Origin of the sequence: Staphylococcus succinus (assembly GCF_029024945.1) — a bacterium.
In the GTDB taxonomy this organism is placed as follows: Bacteria; Bacillota; Bacilli; order Staphylococcales; family Staphylococcaceae; genus Staphylococcus; species Staphylococcus succinus.
The window spans coordinates 660980-679693 of sequence record NZ_CP118976.1; the positions used below are offsets into that span (position 1 = coordinate 660980).

At 33.2% G+C, this 18714-nt stretch carries 20 protein-coding genes; 10 read left to right on the plus strand and 10 right to left on the minus strand.

Going from position 1 to position 18714, the window contains the following annotated elements:
• Nucleotide 1 precedes the first annotated feature (1 nt).
• From PYW31_RS02915 to PYW31_RS02930, 4 genes are all read right to left on the minus strand, one after another.
• A complete protein-coding gene (locus tag PYW31_RS02915) occupies nt 2-1441 on the minus strand; it encodes a PTS transporter subunit EIIC (RefSeq protein WP_046835729.1) in 1440 nt (479 codons plus the stop codon).
• A 69-nt stretch (nt 1442-1510) separates the two neighbouring features.
• A complete protein-coding gene (gene murQ, locus PYW31_RS02920; protein ID WP_046835728.1) occupies nt 1511-2398 on the minus strand; it encodes an N-acetylmuramic acid 6-phosphate etherase in 888 nt (295 codons plus the stop codon).
• The gene (locus PYW31_RS02925; RefSeq protein WP_046835727.1) at nt 2398-3453 is read right to left on the minus strand and encodes a MupG family TIM beta-alpha barrel fold protein; all 1056 of its coding nucleotides are present in this window, start codon (nt 3451-3453) and stop codon (nt 2398-2400) included. Before PYW31_RS02925 ends, murQ begins: the two co-directional genes overlap by 1 nt.
• 98 nt (nt 3454-3551) lie before the next feature.
• Nucleotides 3552-3881: a hypothetical protein gene (locus PYW31_RS02930; protein ID WP_046835726.1), complete on the minus strand. Its 330-nt coding sequence runs from the start codon at nt 3879-3881 to the stop codon at nt 3552-3554.
• 172 nt (nt 3882-4053) lie between these two features.
• On the opposite strand from PYW31_RS02930, the gene PYW31_RS02935 reads away from it, so the two are divergent.
• Entirely contained in the window at nt 4054-4782 is a 729-nt protein-coding gene (locus tag PYW31_RS02935; RefSeq protein WP_046835725.1) for a CPBP family intramembrane glutamic endopeptidase, read from the plus strand.
• Between the two features lie 29 nt (nt 4783-4811).
• On the opposite strand, the gene PYW31_RS02940 is transcribed toward PYW31_RS02935, so the two are convergent.
• Complete coding sequence (locus tag PYW31_RS02940) at nt 4812-5504, minus strand: helix-turn-helix transcriptional regulator (protein WP_046835724.1); 693 nt, start codon at nt 5502-5504, stop codon at nt 4812-4814.
• Between the two features lie 441 nt (nt 5505-5945).
• On the opposite strand from PYW31_RS02940, the gene PYW31_RS02945 reads away from it, so the two are divergent.
• The 8 genes from PYW31_RS02945 to PYW31_RS02980 all read left to right on the plus strand — a co-directional run bounded on the left by PYW31_RS02945 (nt 5946) and on the right by PYW31_RS02980 (nt 14012).
• Nucleotides 5946-6737 carry an inositol monophosphatase family protein gene (locus tag PYW31_RS02945; protein ID WP_046835723.1) on the plus strand — a complete coding sequence of 264 codons (792 nt, stop codon included), beginning with the start codon at nt 5946-5948 and terminating at the stop codon, nt 6735-6737.
• Nucleotides 6738-6895: 158 nt separating this feature from the next.
• Complete coding sequence (locus PYW31_RS02950; protein WP_046835722.1) at nt 6896-7822, plus strand: LCP family glycopolymer transferase; 927 nt, start codon at nt 6896-6898, stop codon at nt 7820-7822.
• A 281-nt stretch (nt 7823-8103) separates the two neighbouring features.
• Nucleotides 8104-11058: a formate dehydrogenase subunit alpha gene (gene fdhF, locus PYW31_RS02955; protein ID WP_046835721.1), complete on the plus strand. Its 2955-nt coding sequence runs from the start codon at nt 8104-8106 to the stop codon at nt 11056-11058.
• Entirely contained in the window at nt 11058-11522 is a 465-nt protein-coding gene (locus PYW31_RS02960) for a helical membrane plugin domain-containing protein (protein WP_046835720.1), read from the plus strand. The genes fdhF and PYW31_RS02960 overlap by 1 nt, the downstream gene beginning before the upstream one ends.
• Nucleotides 11523-11687: 165 nt before the next feature.
• A complete protein-coding gene (locus tag PYW31_RS02965) occupies nt 11688-11825 on the plus strand; it encodes a hypothetical protein (RefSeq protein WP_161939130.1) in 138 nt (45 codons plus the stop codon).
• Nucleotides 11761-11943 carry a hypothetical protein gene (locus PYW31_RS02970; protein WP_235602275.1) on the plus strand — a complete coding sequence of 61 codons (183 nt, stop codon included), beginning with the start codon at nt 11761-11763 and terminating at the stop codon, nt 11941-11943. Before PYW31_RS02965 ends, PYW31_RS02970 begins: the two co-directional genes overlap by 65 nt.
• A 26-nt stretch (nt 11944-11969) precedes the next feature.
• Nucleotides 11970-12746, plus strand: coding sequence for an N-acetylglucosaminidase (locus PYW31_RS02975; protein WP_046835718.1), 777 nt, complete (start codon nt 11970-11972; stop codon nt 12744-12746).
• A 141-nt stretch (nt 12747-12887) separates the two neighbouring features.
• Nucleotides 12888-14012 (plus strand): FAD-dependent monooxygenase, encoded by a 1125-nt coding sequence (locus PYW31_RS02980; protein WP_046835717.1) that lies wholly within the window; start codon nt 12888-12890, stop codon nt 14010-14012.
• A gap of 112 nt (nt 14013-14124) precedes the next feature.
• On the opposite strand, the gene PYW31_RS02985 is transcribed toward PYW31_RS02980, so the two are convergent.
• From PYW31_RS02985 to PYW31_RS03005, 5 genes are all read right to left on the minus strand, one after another.
• On the minus strand, nt 14125-15081 hold the full coding sequence (locus PYW31_RS02985; protein WP_046835716.1) for a 2-hydroxyacid dehydrogenase family protein: 957 nt from the start codon (nt 15079-15081) through the stop codon (nt 14125-14127).
• A gap of 358 nt (nt 15082-15439) precedes the next feature.
• Complete coding sequence (locus tag PYW31_RS02990; protein WP_046835715.1) at nt 15440-15754, minus strand: DMT family transporter; 315 nt, start codon at nt 15752-15754, stop codon at nt 15440-15442.
• Nucleotides 15754-16074 carry a DMT family transporter gene (locus PYW31_RS02995; protein ID WP_046835714.1) on the minus strand — a complete coding sequence of 107 codons (321 nt, stop codon included), beginning with the start codon at nt 16072-16074 and terminating at the stop codon, nt 15754-15756. The genes PYW31_RS02990 and PYW31_RS02995 overlap by 1 nt, the downstream gene beginning before the upstream one ends.
• A gap of 135 nt (nt 16075-16209) precedes the next feature.
• Entirely contained in the window at nt 16210-16677 is a 468-nt protein-coding gene (locus tag PYW31_RS03000; RefSeq protein ID WP_046835713.1) for a CHAP domain-containing protein, read from the minus strand.
• A 315-nt stretch (nt 16678-16992) separates the two neighbouring features.
• Nucleotides 16993-17364: a DUF4870 domain-containing protein gene (locus PYW31_RS03005; RefSeq protein ID WP_046835712.1), complete on the minus strand. Its 372-nt coding sequence runs from the start codon at nt 17362-17364 to the stop codon at nt 16993-16995.
• A 243-nt stretch (nt 17365-17607) separates the two neighbouring features.
• On the opposite strand from PYW31_RS03005, the gene PYW31_RS03010 reads away from it, so the two are divergent.
• Nucleotides 17608-18678, plus strand: coding sequence for an NAD/NADP-dependent octopine/nopaline dehydrogenase family protein (locus tag PYW31_RS03010; protein ID WP_046835973.1), 1071 nt, complete (start codon nt 17608-17610; stop codon nt 18676-18678).
• Nucleotides 18679-18714 lie beyond the last annotated feature (36 nt).

Genomic DNA, 18714 nt, shown 5'->3' on the forward strand with positions numbered 1-18714 from the left:
ATTAGCCACCTAAACTATCTGTTTCTCTCATGGATTTAGTAGTACCAAAGAAATATGTGAAAATGAAGCCGCCTATATATGCTGAAAGTAGCCCTGCAATATACCCTATATACATATGGTCTGAAATAAGTGGAAGTAAAGAAATACCACTAGGTCCTATAGCAGTTGACCCAATATGGCCAATGCCGCCAATAACAGCACCACCGATGCCACCACCAATACAAGCTGTAAAGAATGGTTTACCAAGTGGCAATGTGACACCATATATTAATGGTTCACCTATACCTAAGAAACCAACTGGTAAAGCACCTTTTAAAGTGTTTCTCAATGTAGTATTTCTTTTGCATCTTACCCATAATGCCAATGCAGCACCTACTTGTCCAGCACCTGCCATAGCTGCAATAGGTAATAAATAGGTTGCACCTGTTTGATTAATCATTTCAATATGAATAGGTGTAAAAATATGGTGCAGTCCTAACATGACTAATGGTAAGAAAAAGGCACCAATAATAAAACCACTGAAAATGCCGCCAATACTAATAATAGCGTTGATTACTGATACGAGACCATCAGATACAAAGCCCGCTAATGGCATAAAGATAAATATTGTTAATAAGCCAATAATAAATAAAGTGACAGTTGGAGTAACAATAATATCTATGGCATTTGGGACGATTTTATGCAATCTTTTCTCTACAATGCTTAGGAGCCATACTGCGAAAATAACACCTATAATGCCGCCTTGTCCTGGTTGAAGTGGCTCACCTGTAAATATGTTAGTAATCATATTTTTATCTGTTAAGCCTGTTAATAGTGTTGTACCTCCAATGACACCACCTAGTCCTGGTGTGGCTCCAAATTCTTTAGCTGCGTTAATTCCAGTGAATATTGCTAAATAAGCTAACATTCCATCTTTAATAACATTGAATACGGTTACAAGTTGTGTGACCCAATCTCCAGAAATCTGACCAGCAGCTAATAAGTTACTCAAGACAGCGGCGATACCACCGATTAACCCAGCCCCAATGAAAGCGGGAATTAAGGGGATGAAGATATTGGCTATTGTTTTTAATAATTTATTAAACTTGCCTCTTTTTTGATTACTTTGAAATGCAGTCTTATTTTCTTGTGCTTTAGCTTGTGCTTCAGCTTTATAATTTTTAGTGTCGTGAGGGATAGTTTCACCTAATTTTACACCGCTTAGTTGTGAGATATGGTCGGCTACTTTATTTACTGTGCCAGGCCCAACTACTATTTGTATGCGTTCATCCTTGACTACGCCCATGACACCGTCAATTGCTTTTAATGTGTCGTAGTCAATTTTAGTTTCATCTATGATTTTAATTCTTACACGTGTCATACAATTAATAACATTATCTATATTATTCATGCCCCCGACAGCATCTATAATACGTTCTGCTAATACTTGTTCTTTGGTCATAATTTGTTTACCTCCTTATATAGCAAAGCTTCATCATTTTAATGTTTAAATCGAATGAGTTATTGAGTACTAATCTTTAATGGCCTGTTTAATAATATAGTCATTTTGACGTAACTTTGTTTCAGCTTGTATTTTTGAAATATCACATAAATACATAACGACAGCCGTTTTGATGTTTTTGTCTGCATCAGTATAGAGTTCTTGAGCTGCTTCATAAGACATATCGCAAATGTCTTGAACGATTCTTATAGATCGATCAATTAACTTGTCATTCGACGCTTTTACATCAACCATGAGATTGCCATATACTTTACCTGCGCCTACCATAGTAATTGTTGAAATCATATTAAGTATAAGTTTTTGTGCTGTACCAGATTTAAGTCTAGTCGAACCAGTTAAGACTTCAGGACCGACATTAACCTCTATAGGTATTTGTGCAATCTGACCTATTTCACTGCCTACATTGCAGGATATAGCAACGGTATGTGCGCCTAGCTCATTTGCATATGTTAATCCTGCTTTAACGTAAGGTGTACTGCCGCTTGCTGCTAACCCTATGACGACATCTTTATCTGTGAGATGGATATGTGATAAGTCTGCTTCAGCAAGTGTCTGACTATCTTCAGCACCTTCAACTGCAACAGTCATAGCACGTTGTCCTCCTGCGATCAAACCGATAAAATCATTCGATGTTGTATTGAAAGTTGGCACACACTCTGCAGCATCAAGTACCCCTAATCTACCGCTTGTACCTGCCCCCATATAGATGATACGTCCACCATTTTTAAATTGATGTGTGGTGATTTCGATTACTCTAGTTAACTCAGGGAGGACTTGTTTTATTTGCTGTGGAACCTTTTGATCTTCATTATTCATAGTTTCTAATGCTTGAAGAATAGTCATTTCATCTAGTTGCATCGTATTTTCATTTCTAGATTCTGTAATTAAATGATTCATTATCTCAACTCCGTAGATTTATTTATAAAATTAAACTTGTCGTTTGGCCGCATACAATGCAACAATGATTCGTCTTCTGCCAAGACTTTTCCTACTATATTGATGTGTTCATGTGATGGTAAATGTTCTTTTATAAGTTGTAATTCGCCTTGATAGCGACCATTTCGTATATTATCTATAGTAATTGCACCGTAGTATCGCTCATTCGTTAAGAAGGGTTGGATTTCTGTTGTACAGTAGTGTCGAGCTTCTTGTGATCTGATGACTTTGCCTGGGTTATCTGGACGTACAGTATGTGTTTTTTCTAAAATATATTGCGCTTGTTGATCTAAAACTTCAATCGTTAGTGAGAAATGTCTGTGTCGTAAGAAATCCATAAGTCGTTTAGCATATTCTAGATGGAGCTGTGTATCTCCTATCATAATATGTGCAACGAAATGATCTCTTAATATCTGAGCACTCTCAATGGGGTGTTTGTATCTAGTAGCTTCAATCGTTGGTAAACCTTTATATATTGGACCACGTAGTGTTGAGCCAGCGATAAACCCATAAATATTTGCATGTGCATTATATTTAAGAATCATTTCATTTTGTGCTTTTACAAATTGTGATTCTAAACCAGTGTCTGGACGCGGATAATAATTATGGCAATAGCATAGATGAGAGAAATCTTCTAATTGATAGGAAAGCTGTTGTAGTAAAAGTTCTGAGACAATACTAGCGTTGAGGCAACAATGAAAACCGTGGTTGATGATTTCGGTGACAATATCAATAGAGGTGCTATGATCAATACGGATAATAAAATGAGCTTGCTCATATTGTTGTAAAAATTGGTAAAAAGAATGGTTGAGTAACGAAGGGTTAATATCAATCATATACGTAACTTGTTTTGTTGATAAATAATCTAGTAGCTCAATTAAATAGCGATATTTCGTGTCATCATCTTCTTCTGGAATTTGTACTGATGTAAAAATAGTTGTATAACCTAAATCAATCATGCTGTCTATATACGACTTGTCTATAGGATGACTTAGATAAATAGAAAATCCATGCATTTAAAACACTCCTCACATATAAGTAATCGCTTTCATTATACGATAAATGAAATAGTATTACAATTTTCGATTATAATATCTTTTTATTTGAAATATTGTTACAAAAATAATGATAGTAATTGATGGATTCGATATAATCGCTGTTGAACGCTGTTTATATACTTGACTGTATGACCAACGGTAAGTTCATCGATAGGTTGGGTCTTTTGATCAGTGATGAATTGGAAATAATTATAATGGATCAATGAGTGATGCAGGAGTGAATCTTGCTTCATAGTGACATATTCTTTATCAATAAAATCATGTATATCTTTTTTATATTGTTCTTTCTTTTTATTATTTGTAACTATGCTATATTTATAGATTTCTATAAGGTTGAGTAACTTAGAAATACGTTGTTCTAATTGGTGAAATGTTTGATTATACATATAGACTTCCTTTCTTCAAGGTTTACTGGGGCTTTAATTTATTATGATGTAATAAAAGTGGTATACTGTGGCTAATTATTTTTTGACATATTAAAAATAATTAATGCCAAAATAGTAACTTTAGCTAAAATGAAAATTGAAAGATTATAAAGTTGAAAGAGGTAGACATAAAATGAAACAAGAAAAGTTTCAATTTAAAGATATTGTGTGGAAAGATTTTTCTCTAATTGTGATATTTATAGTGACTATGTTTATATTATCTAATGTTAGTATAGTCTATGGTACTTTTTATTTAGAAGAACGAAGTGAAAGCAGTGACATGCTATTAAGTTCACTTGCCCAATTGTTAGCATATGTTGTCACTATATTTTGTTTTTATTTTCTACATTGGCATGATTTTGAACCGCGATTTAAAGCGAATGCCTATTATTTAAAGCGTCATGTATTCTTTTTATTAATGATATTTATTACTATGTTTATTTGCTCATATGGATATAATATAGGTGTTCAATATTTACCTGGAGATTTAGGATTTGATGAAACTCAAAATGAAAGAGAATTAAATATTTTATTTCAAAATCCCAAATTTTTACCATTTACTTTCTTACTTGTGGTGGTGGCAGCAGCATTTGTAGAAGAAATAGTCTTTAGACACTTACTTATTGGTGAGTTAGGGAAGAAATTTAATTTTAAAGTGATGGGAGTCATTTCAGCGATATTATTCTCACTGATGCATGTGACTGGTGCTGAGTCACCTTTAGAATTTGGAAGTTACTTTATTTTAGCGATAGGATTAGTGTATGCGTATTTAAAATCAGGAAGGAAATTGATTTCAAGTTTAAGTTTACATATGTTAAATAATTTGATTTCTTTTATATTAACAATTTACACACTAAATTAAACATATAATATAAAAACCCAACTGATTGGTTATGGCTCAGTTGGGTTTAAAAATTGTTGGTAATTATTTATAGTAATATCTTGTGTTTTAATCGTTTTCTCAAAAGAATAAGAAATATCTTGTATATCTACAATTGGAATTTCATTAGTTTTACCAAGACCAATTTCAAAAACGACTGCTTTCCACAAGCCACCTTCACATAATAAGCCAATGAATATAACATTTTCTGTAATGACACGGCTATGATTATCATACTCCATTGCCATTACGTTCCTTTCGGTACAATAAATAAGAACATTAGAGAAAATTGCCGGTAAATTTGTATATTGTTGATCATCAAATTTAATATAGCGATCTAACTTTTTGAGCGTACGTCGCATTTTAGTATAAGGTAAGTTTAAACATTTTTTTATAATTGCATTGATTTCCTCTTTATAAGGAAGCGTTGAGATAGATTGACTTTCGTTAAGGACTAAGAATAAAGCGGATAGTTGGTTCTCAGTTAATTCAATTTCATAACTATTTGGTGTTTCCTGTAGCTGATAGCCCCCAAGTTTTCCATGCTTTGCTAGAATTTTTACACCTTGGTCTTCTAAATCTTGAATATCTCTTAATATTGTTCTTTTCGATACATTTAACTTTGTTGCCAATTCTGATGCTGTAATTTGTCTATTCTCTTGAATAGCTTGAACAAGTTTATTTTGTCGCTCGCGTTTATTCACTAAGAAAGTCACCTCCCAAATGATTACATATTACATTTATTATATCATAAAAGTGACAATGACGACATTTATAAAACTTTTTTAAAAAACTTTAGAGAAAACGCTTACATTAATTGGAAAGTTGTGATAATATGTAGTTAGTAACAAGGGGGTAGGCTATTACATATAGTTTTGATTACACCTATTCGTACGAGTTACTAAAGCAAACATCTTCAATATTTATTACTTACTTTCCTTTCTATTGAACCGGCTAGAGTATCTAGTCGGTTTTATTTTTTATGTCATAAAAGTGAGACGTTGAATAATAAGGCTAAATTTTCTTGAATCTAATTATGTTTATCATATATTTCACTAATAATATTATGATAAGATATAACAAATTATACATAGTAAGCTATTGATAGCAATGCTTACATTTAATTATTAAAAAGAGGTGTAGAAATGGAGAAAGAACAATTAACTTTTATCGATGATGCTGTCAGAGAGTGGCTCGCTACACTAGATGATATTATTCCACAACTCATACAAGATATGGTTACAGGCACGAAACAAAATAGATTTGATTTAGTGACTAACGTGGATAAATCAATTCAAGATAAATTCGAATTATTTTTAAATAAGCATTTTCCAGAACATCAATTGCTAGCTGAAGAAAAATCGAACGATGAAGTACATGCCAAAAAAGGCCATGTGTGGGTTATGGATCCAATTGATGGGACGACAAATTTAGTTAAGCAGCAAGAAGATTATTGTATTATATTAGGATATTTTGTTGATGGAGAACCGGTATTGTCGTACATATATGATTATCCTCATAGTAAGCTTTATAAAGCTGTAAAAGGATTTGGTGCATATGTAAATGGAGAACCATTAAAACAACCAGAAAATATTGAATTAAAAGATGCGATCATTTCATTTAATTCTTTAGTAATGAATGATGAAACGATGCATGACTTGCATGATGCATCATTTAGCTATCGTTTCATTGGTTCATGTGGTCTAGACTCTATTCGAGTAATTAATGGACAATTTGGAGCGCATATAAATACAAACCCAAAACCTTGGGATATAGCAGCGCAATTCTTATTTGCACGTGAATTAGGACTGAAGATGACTTCTTTAAATAACCAACCAGTTGATTTTTCCAAAGGCGGCAATTTTATAATTAGTAATCGTGCATGTCATGAACAAATTTTACAAATATTAAATTCTGGACAAGGTTATGAAAAATAAAGGGGCATAACAAAGTTATTCAAGTTGAGGTGGACTATAGGTCTCAAGCACTATGTCAAAACAAGCTAATTACTATATAATGAATGTATTAAATGAAAATTGAATACAGAATGGGGCATGATAAGAGTGAGTCGCTCTAATTATTACAAACAAAAAAAATGGGGTTATCCAAAAAAATTGTATTATGGTTTTTTGGCATATTAGTTTTATTAGCGCTAATAGCAGTAATCTATCTAGGTTTTAAAATATTTTCTGTCGGTGGTTCGATACACAATCCTTTAGATAGAAATAAATCCTCGCTACGAGATAAAGATGTCAATTTAAATAATGGTGATCCATTTACTGTTGCATTATTTGGTGTAGATTCTGATGCAAAAAGAACTGCTAACGGTGGTGGTCAACGTAGTGATACAATCATGGTGTTATCTATCAATCCTCAGAAAAAAACAACTGAAATTGTAAGCATTCCGAGAGACACGCAAGCAGAAATTGTTGGTAAAGGAACAACAGAAAAAATTAACCATGCTTATGCCTATGGCGGACCAGACATGGCAGTGAAGTCGGTAGAGAAATTATTAAATGTGCCAATTGATCATTATGCGACAATTGATATGGATGGCATGCAAGATATGATTGATACAGTGGGTGGCATTGACGTAACAAGTAATGCTACATTCTCATATGACGGCCAACAATTTAATGAAGGCGAAAAAACACATATGGATGGACAACAAGCGATGGCTTTTATAAGAAGTCGTAAAGAAGAAGGCGCAGGCGGAGATTTCGGACGTCAAGAACGCCAACAGATTGTTATAGAAGGATTAGCCAACAAACTTACAAGTGTAAGTTCTATTCCACATTTTAATTCCATAATGAATCATATTAAAGATAATGTGAAGACAGATTTATCGATTGGTGAATTAAACAAAATTAGAAGTAAATATAATGATGCTAATGATAATGTGAATAGACACCAATTACAGGGTCAAGGCGGCATTCAAGACGATGGCTTGTACTATTTTGTACCAAGCGACAGTTCGCTAAGTGAAATAGAGTCCAGTATTAAAGATAATTTAGGTATTTAATAATTATAAATTCTATGAGTTTTAAGCAATTGCTTAAAACTCATATTTTTTTTAGGTAAAATAAAAGTCTAAAGTAAATGTTGCTTTTCTATTATATGGACCTAACTTTGTTATTGATGAAAATTAAAATTGAAAGGGAAAGCCTTAACATTCTGAAGAAATACGTATACAATATAACTAACATTAAATTAAAAAGTGTGGGGCTTTTTAGATTAAATGTTAGTTGTGAATTTGTAATGCACATACGGGTATAGTACATGAAACTAATAGGGGTGAAAACTATGCAAGAACACTTAATTGTCTCGTTAGATGGGAAAGATTATCTTGTTGAACCAGGGACAAATTTACTTGAATTTATTAAATCTCAAGATACTTTTGTTCCATCAATTTGTTACAACGAATCGCTAGGTCCGATTCAAACGTGTGATACTTGTACTGTTGAGATAGATGGTCAAATGGCACGTGCTTGTAGCACAATAATTGATAAGCCTATGGTCGTTCATACACAAAATAATAACGTCCAGACAAGTCAAAAAGAAGCTTTAGATAGAATATTAGAAAAGCATATGCTTTATTGTACAGTTTGTGATTATAACAATGGTGACTGCGAGATTCATAATACAATGGATCAGTGGGGACTAGAACATCAAACATATGAATATAAAGAAAAACCATACGAAAAAGATTACGGTCCATTTTATCGTTATGACCCAAATCAATGTATTTTATGTGGGCGTTGTGTAGAAGTATGTCAAGACGTTCAAGTCAATGAAACACTTACAATTGATTGGGAACGCCAACAACCACGTGTAATTTGGGACAATGATACTACTATTAATGATTCTTCATGTGTCGGGTGTGGGCAATGTGCAACAGTTTGTCCATGTAATGCCATGATGGAAGTCAATATGGAAGGTAATGCTGGTTATATGACAGATTTAGAACCAGGTTCATTAGCAGCCATGATTGATTTAACTAAAAAAGCTGAACCTGGATATGGTCCATTATTTGCAGTTTCAGATTCAGAAGCAGCTATGCGTGAAGAACGTATCGAAAAAACAAAGACAGTATGTACCTATTGTGGTGTCGGATGTTCGTTCGATGTGTGGACAAAAGATAGAGAAGTAATAAAAGTACAACCTCAACACGAATCTCCAGCAAATAAAATTTCATCTTGTGTTAAAGGAAAATTTGGTTGGGATTATGTCGATTCTGAAGAACGATTAACTAAACCGTTAGTACGTAAAAATGGTCAGTTTGAAGAAGTAGAATGGGAAGAAGCGTTGAAAGTCGTATCTGAAAACTTCTTGAAAGTAAAAGCTACGCACGGGCCAGATGGTTTAGCATTCATTTCTTCTTCTAAAGCAACGAATGAAGAATCATATTTAATGCAAAAATTAGCACGCCAAGTAATTGGTACAAATAACGTTGATAATTGTTCCCGTTATTGCCAAGCACCTGCAACTAAAGGTTTATTTAGAACAGTAGGACACGGCGGAGATTCGGGTTCTATCGATGATCTTGAAATCGCAGATATGGTTGTACTCATAGGTACGAACACAGCTGAAGCACACCCGGTTATTGCGTCCCGTATTAAACGTGGTCACAAATTATATAATAATACTTTAAATGTTTTTGATATACGTAAGCATGAAATGGCAGAACGTGCTGACAATTTCTATCAGCCTAAACCAGGTACTGATTTAGTTTGGTTGTCAGCTGTTACAAAATACATTATTGATCATGGGCTTCACGATGAATCATTTGTTACCACGTGGGTAAATCATTTTGAAGAATACTATAAATCTTTAGCACCATTCACAATGGAATTTGCAGAAGAAACGACTGGTATTTCTCAAGAAGCGTTAATTGATTTCGCAAAACAAGTTGTGAACGCTGAATCAGTATCTATTTGTTGGGCTATGGGAGTCACACAACAGGATATCGGTAGCGATACATCAACTGCAATTTCAAATCTATTATTAGCTACTGGAAACTATAGAAAACCAGGCACAGGCGCATATCCTTTACGAGGACATAATAATGTTCAAGGCTGTAGTGATATGGGAAGTATGCCTGATCAATTTCCTGGCTATCAAAAAGTAGTGGATGATGAAATTAGAGCGAAATTTGAACGTGAATACGGTGAAGCGTTACCTGATAAAGTCGGTCGAGATAATCACCAAATGATGGAAGGTATTCATGAAGGTGAAATAGATGCACTTTATCTATATGGTGAAGATACAGGTATAGTAGATTCTAATATTAATTTTGTACAAGCCGCGCTTGAAAAAGTAGGTTTCTTAGTTGTACAAGATGAGTTTTTCACATTTACTGCATCGTATGCAGATGTAGTATTACCAGCAAGTCCTTCATTAGAAAAAACAGGAACATTTACAAATACTGAACGTCGTATCCAACGCTTATATCAAGCATTGGAACCCAAAGGCGATTCTAAGCCAGATTGGCAAATCATACAATCGGTTGCAAAGACTTTAGGCTATGATTGGAATTATCAACACCCGAGTGAAATCATGGATGAAATCGCTAGAGTAACGCCATTATATTCAGGTGTGAATTATGATCGACTAGAAGGATATAGCAGTTTACAATGGCCTGTAGCTGAAGATGGTACAGACGAACCAACACTTTATATAGAAGGATTTAACTTTGAGGATGGTAAAGCCCAATTCTATCCATTAACATTTGATAATTTCTTTAAAGTAAATGAAAAATATGATTTACATGTGAACAATGGACGACTATTAGAGCATTTTCATGAAGGCAATATGACTTATAAAGTACCTGGCCTTGAATACAAAATGCCAAGTACGTTTGTCGAAGTTTCACCGGAATTAGCAAAAGAGCGCGGAATTCACGAAGGTGCAGAAATTAAATTAATTTCTGATACGGGGGAAGCTGAGTTAATCGCTCATGTTACCGATAGAGTGAAAGGCAAAGAAATCTATATACCACTGAATAACAATGCAATGGTTAATGGCGATCATGGTGCGATTAACTTACTGACAAATAGTGATGTAGATAAAGATACAGATACGCCGTCGTATAAACGTACAAGTTGTCGTATGGAAGTGAAGACACGTAGAGGTAAGTCCCCGTTAAATCCAACAAACTTCCGTGTGAATAAACAACGCCAACCGCAATATAGTGTACGAGTTGAAGATAAGTGGAAACGTGAAGACTATACTTTCCCAGGAAATCAGGTGGATAGATAATGGCTGAAAGAATATCTAAAATTAAACGTATGGAAAAGTCAGAAGCGCAGATCAAACAAGAAAGTTTAGAAGAAGTGACAGATGCAATTGTTGAGAATAAAGATAGTATTTTGAAAGCAATCAACATTATTAGTACTTTAGACGATGCGAAAATACTAGATGCTTTATCTGGTGCAGTTAAAAGTAGAGGGGTTATTGCTAACAAATTTGCAGTTGAATTAAATAAGGACACTTATTCTGGTTTGATTTCTAATATGGCCTCACTTGTATTTTTACTAGGTGATTTAAATGTAAATGATTTATCTGAGATGCTAAACAAAGTAAATAAAGGTTTGCATGTGGCTAATCAAGCTAATCCAAATCAAAAAACATCAATAACAGGATTGATGGGCATCTTAAAAGATGACGAAATGAATCGCAGCTTAACGTATATGCTTAATATGCTAAGAGGAATGTCAAGATAATAGCGATATAATCGCATAATTATAAAGTTAACACTCGATTTAGGCTACGGCACAAATCGAGTGTTATCTTTTGTTGTCTCTAAAATGACATATTTGCAACAGTAATAAATATGATACAATTTCTATTATTAGAATTTAAATATTACATATGTTTTACGATGAGGAGTGGAAGCTTATCAATCCGAAAATGATAAAAGTGATGGCTATATTTTCAAATATTTTATTAGTCATTGGGATAATTTTTTTAATTACTTTAAATATGGTGATGGCGATTACAATGTTTGTATTGTCACTGGTGATTAGTTTAACGATATTTAATACTTTATTTAGAGATCGAAAAGGCATGAGGATAACAATTAATATTTCTTTTATAATTGTCTTAATTGCTATTATTTTTGCTTATGTTACATTGACTAAATAAATGTAAGTTAGGGAGTTTTTCTCAAAATGAATGAAAATATAAAGCGGAGGTTACCGTTAATATTATTGATAATCATAAGTGCTGTTTTTGCGATTCTGCTTATCATTAATGAAACACATTTATTTGATAATCAAAAGTCATATACATTTGACGAAGCGGTTGATAGACAACTTGGTGAAGGCACTTTGAATATGAAAGAAAAAAATGGCCAATTTATAAATGCTTCGAAGGCAGATGTAAAAAAAGCTATGGATGTAAACAGTGATAAAGCAAATTTGAATCATATGGATATCTCTGAGGCAGTATCGATGTCAGAAGATGAATTAAATCACATTTTAAAAGATAAAGGTATATTAAAAAATCAAGGTGCGGCATTTTTAAAAGCTCAAGATAAATATGAAGTGAATGTATTATATTTAGTGAGTCATGCACTTGTAGAAACTGGGCACGGTAAATCAGAGCTTGCAAATGGTATCGAAGATGGTGGGAAAAAATATTATAATTTTTATGGTATTGGTGCATTTGATGTAAATGCGGTTCACACGGGCAGTAGTTTTGCTAAAGAACAATCATGGACATCCCCAGAAAGAGCAATTATGGGTGGAGCAAAGTTTGTACGTAAAAATTATCTTAATAAGGAGCAATTAACGTTGTACCAAATGCGTTGGAATCCCGAAAACCCTGGCAATCATCAATATGCTAGTGACGTAGAGTGGGATGAAAACATAGCTAGTTTTATGAAACATTATTATAAACAATTAGGTATTAGAAAAGATCATATTCATGATGACTACTATTTATAACGATTGAGTTATACTAGCATTATGGCAAAGATAACATAAGGTTTTAATGTTATCTTTTTTATCTGTATAAGGCATTTAAAATTAGCATTAATATTTATGAGTAATATGGAAAAGACTAGGGAAATGTGGAGTGAATGAAAAATGAAAATAGCAATAGTAGGCGCAGGCATCGGTGGTTTAACAGCAGCAGCTTTATTAAATGAACAAGGCCATGAGGTTAAAATTTTTGAAAAAAATAGTCAAGTCTCTGAAGTAGGTGCAGGCATCGGAATCGGTGGCAATGTCATTGAAAAATTAGGGAAACATGATTTAGCAAAAGGCATTAAAAATGTTGGCCAAGTGATTGACACGATGGAAGTGTTAGACGACAAAAATAATATGTTATCTAAAATGAAATTGAAAAAAAACACAGTTAATTTAACAATGACACGTCAGTCATTGATAGATATTATTAAGTCATATGTACCTAATCAAATAATATTTACAAATCATCATGTTACAGATATCGATAATGGTGCATTAAAAGTGACATTACATTTTGAAACGCAGGAACAGGAGTCATTTGATCTGTGTATTGGGGCAGATGGCATTCATGCAAAAACACGTGAGGTTACAGTACCCAATAGTAAACCTATATATCAAGGTTATACAGTATTTAGAGGCTTAGTGGAAGATGTAGATATTAAACATACAAACATAGCCAAAGAATATTGGTCTAAAAAAGGCAGAGTAGGTATTGTACCACTACTAAATAATCAAGCTTATTGGTTTATTTCTATCAATGCAAAAGAAAAAGATACAAAGATGCAATCATATGGTAAACCGCACCTCCAGGCTAGATTTAATCATTTTCCTAATGAAGTGAGAAAAATACTGGATAAACAAAGTGAAACAGATATATTATTACACGATATTTATGATCTTAATCCTTTGAAGTCATTTATTTATCAACGCGTTGTTTTATTAGGTGATGCAGCGCATGCAACGACACCAAATATGGGACAAGGTGCAGGACAGGCAATGGAAGATGCGATTATTTTAGCAAACTGTATTGCCAGTTATGATTTTGACGAAGCACTTCAACGTTATGATAAACTAAGAGTAAAACATACTAAAAAAGTAACGCTACGTTCTAGAAAAATAGGCAAAATTGCGCAACGACGCAATCGTTTTGTGGTTGCAGTTAGAAATGCTATTGCGAAAATGATACCCAACAAATTAATAAGTAATCAAACGAGATTTTTATATAAATCTAAACAAAAATAATTAATAATTATAAAACAAAACCTAGCTACACATCATATTCAATATATGTGCAGCTAGGTTTTTATTGTATGCGGATATAGCTAAAGTAAGTATTTAATAATCATTTGGCAAGTTAATTCACTAAGAATTTTGGCTGTTTATGATTCAATTTACATATAGTATCATTAGCCACGATTTTAGACATCATATCGCGAGATTCATATGTGGCATTACCAATGTGTGGTGTGAGTACTACATTATCTAAAGATTTTAATGCATCAGTTATTTCGGGTTCGTATTCAAAAACATCTAAAGCTGCACCTTCAATTTCTTTATCTTTCAACGCTTGTACTAAGGCTTGTTCATGCACAATAGGTCCTCGTGAGGCATTGATAAGATAACTTGTTGTTTTCATCAATTTAAATTTCTCAGTATCAATTTGGTGGTGTAAATCAGGTGTATAAGCGGCATTAATTGTTACAAAATCAGAATGTTTCAACAAAGTATCTAAGTCTACGTACTTTGCGCCAATTTCACGTTCTTTATCTTTCTTTTGATGTGGACCTGTATATAATACAGTCATATCAAATGCTTTAGCTCTTCTAGCGACAGCGCCTCCAATTTCACCTAAACCGATAATACCAATGGTTTTACCCGATACTTCTCTTCCTCGAAAGAACAGTGGCGCCCATCCATCAAAACCCGTAGTACGACACAATGTATCACCTTCTGGGATACGTCTTGCAACGGCAAGTACAAGGCCAAACGTTAACTCTGCGGTAGAGTTAGTAGAAGCTTTGGGCGTATTTGTAACGTCGATTTGTTTTTGACGTGCATAAGTAATGTCTATATTATTAAAACCAGCACCATAATTGGCAATAATTTTTAAATGTTTACCTGCATCAATGATTGATTGATCGACATTTGTAGAAAGTAGACTGATTAACGCATCTGCATCTTTTACACCTTGCTTTAGACTATCTTGATCTATAATACCCTGACCTTCATAAACATCTACATCAAAACCTTGTTCTTTTAATAAATTAAGTCCTACTTCAGGTATTGGACCAGCGATAAAAACTTTTACCATATGTAATCACTTCCTTTACTTAAAGTATAGTAAATAATAAAGTGTGAAACAAATTTTTGAATAGTAATTGACTATGAAATTTAAGCGCTTACAAAAAACAAGAGGGATTTAGTGAAGGATTATCTCATTATTATAAAGTAAAAGAGATGAATAGTAATTGAAATCGATTGTTCATAATCCTCTTCACTTGTTTAAAAAATATTAATAGTATGATGATACATCTATACAATAAAATGGCACCGCACCTAATTAAATTAGTTGCAGTACCATCTTTAGAGTCTGTATATTGGATTTGGTAATTTTGAATTAATAGTGCTATAAGTTTGTTTTATGAGATGGTATTGTAGATGATTGTTAGTTAACTTACTAGTCTTAATCCTACAATTGATAAAATAATTAGCGTAATAAAGAACATACGTTTAGCATTTTTAGATTCTTTATAAACAATCATGCCAACGAGTGTGCCACCACCTGTACCTATTCCGCTCCATATTGCATAGGCTGTGCCCATAGGTATATCATTCATTGCTACTTTAAGCGTACTAAAGCTACAAATAAATGCAACAGCTAATAGCGCAACCAGCCATTTCTTTTTAGTGCGCGAAATCTCATTTAAGATGACTACGCCTAGTACTTCTAGTAGTCCCGCAATTAGTAATATAACCCAAGTCATTATGCTTCAGCCTCCTCAGTAGTAAGTTTTAATCCAATAATACCGATAATCAATAATACAATTAGCGCTAATTTAATCAAACTAAAAGGATCTCCAAAAACAATCATATCTACGAGTACTGTACCAACAGCCCCAATACCGACAAATACGGCATATACTGTACCAACAGGTAAGGATTTACATGCTGATATGACCAGAAAGAAACTAATAACAATAATAATTAAGACGCCAATCCAACTTAGAAAAGAATCGGCAACGTTTAAACCGGTTACCCATAATATTTCGATGAGTCCAGCTAGTATAACTTTCAACCATTGCATGGTGTGTGTGCCTCCTTTTTTACGAAACGTATTTATTTTCTCAAATATCTTAAGCAACTGCAATAGCGTTTTTTAAGACATAAAAAAACCAGTAAAGTCTATGACTTTACTGGTTTTAAAGGGGATGTTCGTTGATTAGTCAACGTGGATATAGTTATATGATCCAGCTTCACCAGCAGGAATAGTACGTTCACTTACAGAGTATGGTCCGCCATTATAGTTCATTTCAGAAACATGTACTGAACCATCACTATTTACATCTTCAACATAAGCCACGTGTCCATAAGGTCCTGAAGTTGATTGTAAAATTGATCCTTCTTCTGGAGAGTTGTTAACTGTATAACCCGCAGCTGATGCAGCTGATGCCCAGTTATTTGCATTTCCCCAAGTAGAACCGATGCTACCGTCTACTTTATCAAATACATACCAAGTACATTGACCTGAAGTATATAAGTTAGCGCTTGAACCTGAAGCTGATTGTGTAGTAGATTCGTTAGTTGTTTGTGTTTGTTCTGCTGCATTTGCATCATGTCCATGATCTAATCCTACCATTGCTGCGCCAATACCTGCTGTTAAAGTTGTTGCTGTTAATAATTTTTTCATAATTAATAAATCCTCCCAAAATTTTAAAGCTTATATAATAATTCAATCGTTTATTTGTTAATTGAATGTTTGATTTCTTCTTTGCTTTTCACGACAAACAATACTTTAACAGATGAATCAAGGTTTGTGTGGTTTGTTACGTTTTTGTAAACCAATTAAAAAGACCTCACATATCGTTGTAATAAACGATATGTGAGGTTACAAGATGAAGTCAGGACCTAAAGGGCTATTCAACAGTTTTTACGGAAAATTAACATTGAAAATCACTTTTTAATATTACACTACTTGTAAATAATCTTAATATTGTGATTAGTATTATTTAAAAAATTTGATAGATAATGGAGGTAAATAATCTTCTCCATTATATGATTTTACAGCAGCTACGATAGTAAATATAAAATTTAAAAGTGCAATAACAGGAACTAAAATAAAACCTATTAAAATAAAGATAGAAATTAATGCAAGTATAGACCAAATAAAATAGGAAAGTAAAAAGTTGAAGTAATTTTTACTCACTTTGTCCACAAATGGTGAATCTTCTCGATTAATTAGCCAAATAATAAGTGGTGCAATAAGTGAAGTAAAGAAGCTTAATACATAAATCAATGTAGCCATCATTCGTTCGTCACGAGTAGGAGAGAATTGTTGTACTGTTTCAGATGTGTATGCATTATATTGTTCATTCATCATATGTGCCTCCTTTGAATGTATTAACTATACCAAATTTTTTTGATTATTGATATTTCAATTGAGCAAATGTTATTTTTAAGGAAATTTGAATAAAAAATTGCTTAATGAGGCAATATTCAAAAAGTTTAATCATAAATGAAAGGGGAGAAACCTGGGTTTATTGAAATTATTAATAGGTTATACAATGAAGTAAAGCTTAAAGTTAAAATGATATTATTTATTAAAGAAAGAAGGGAAATAATGAAAATTGCAATTGTTGGTTCAGGGAATGGAGCTGTAACTGCAGCATTAGATATGGTAGAGAAAGGACACGAGGTTAAATTATACTGTAGAAACCAATCTATTGATAAATTTAATAAAGCTATAGAACAAAATGGTTTTACTTTTAATAATGAAGGTAAAGAAAGTTTCGTTGCATTTAGCGATATCAGTGATGATATGGAATATGTGCTTGATGATGCAGAAGTTATTCAAGTGATTATGCCATCTTCTTTTATTGAACAGTATGCCCATACAATGGCACCTTTTTTGAAAAATAATCAATTAATTCTATTTAATATGGCAGCTGCAATGGCATCCATTCGTTTTATAAACGTTTTAGAAGAAATGCATATAGATGCATTACCACAATTCGCAGAAGTAAATACATTAACTTACGGCACACGTGTCAATTTTGAGTTAGCGCGCGTTGACTTATCTTTAAATGTAAGAAAAGTTTACTTTTCAACTTATGATAAAACATATTTAAGTGAGAGTTTTGATAAAATAGAAACGCTATATCCATACTTGATTAAAGAAGAAAGTTTGTGGAAGACCAATCTTGAAAATGGGAATCCTGAAGTACATCCAGGCCCAACATTGTTAAATGTAGGACGTATCGATTATGCAAATGACTTTGCTCTATATGGCGAAGGAATCACAAAGCATACTGTGCGTTTATTACATGCCGTTGAATTGGAGCGCTTAACATTGGGACGTAAATTAGGATTTGAACTGTCAACAGCGAAAGAAGCTCGTATTGAACGGGGATATTTAGATAAAAAGGATGAGGACGAACCACTCAATAGATTATTTAATACCAGTCCAGTTTTTTCACAAATCAAAGGACCAAACCATGTGAAAAATCGGTATTTAACTGAAGATATTACATATGGTTTGGTCTTATGGTCCAGTCTAGGACATCATATTGGCGTTGCAACGCCAAATATAGACGCAATCATTACGATAGCATCTACAATATTAGAGCGTGATTTGTTTGAAGAAGGCCTTACAATAGATGAATTAGGAAAAGGAAAATTAGGATTGGAATAGCTACGAAAGATTATTTTAATAAAATCATTAAAGGGA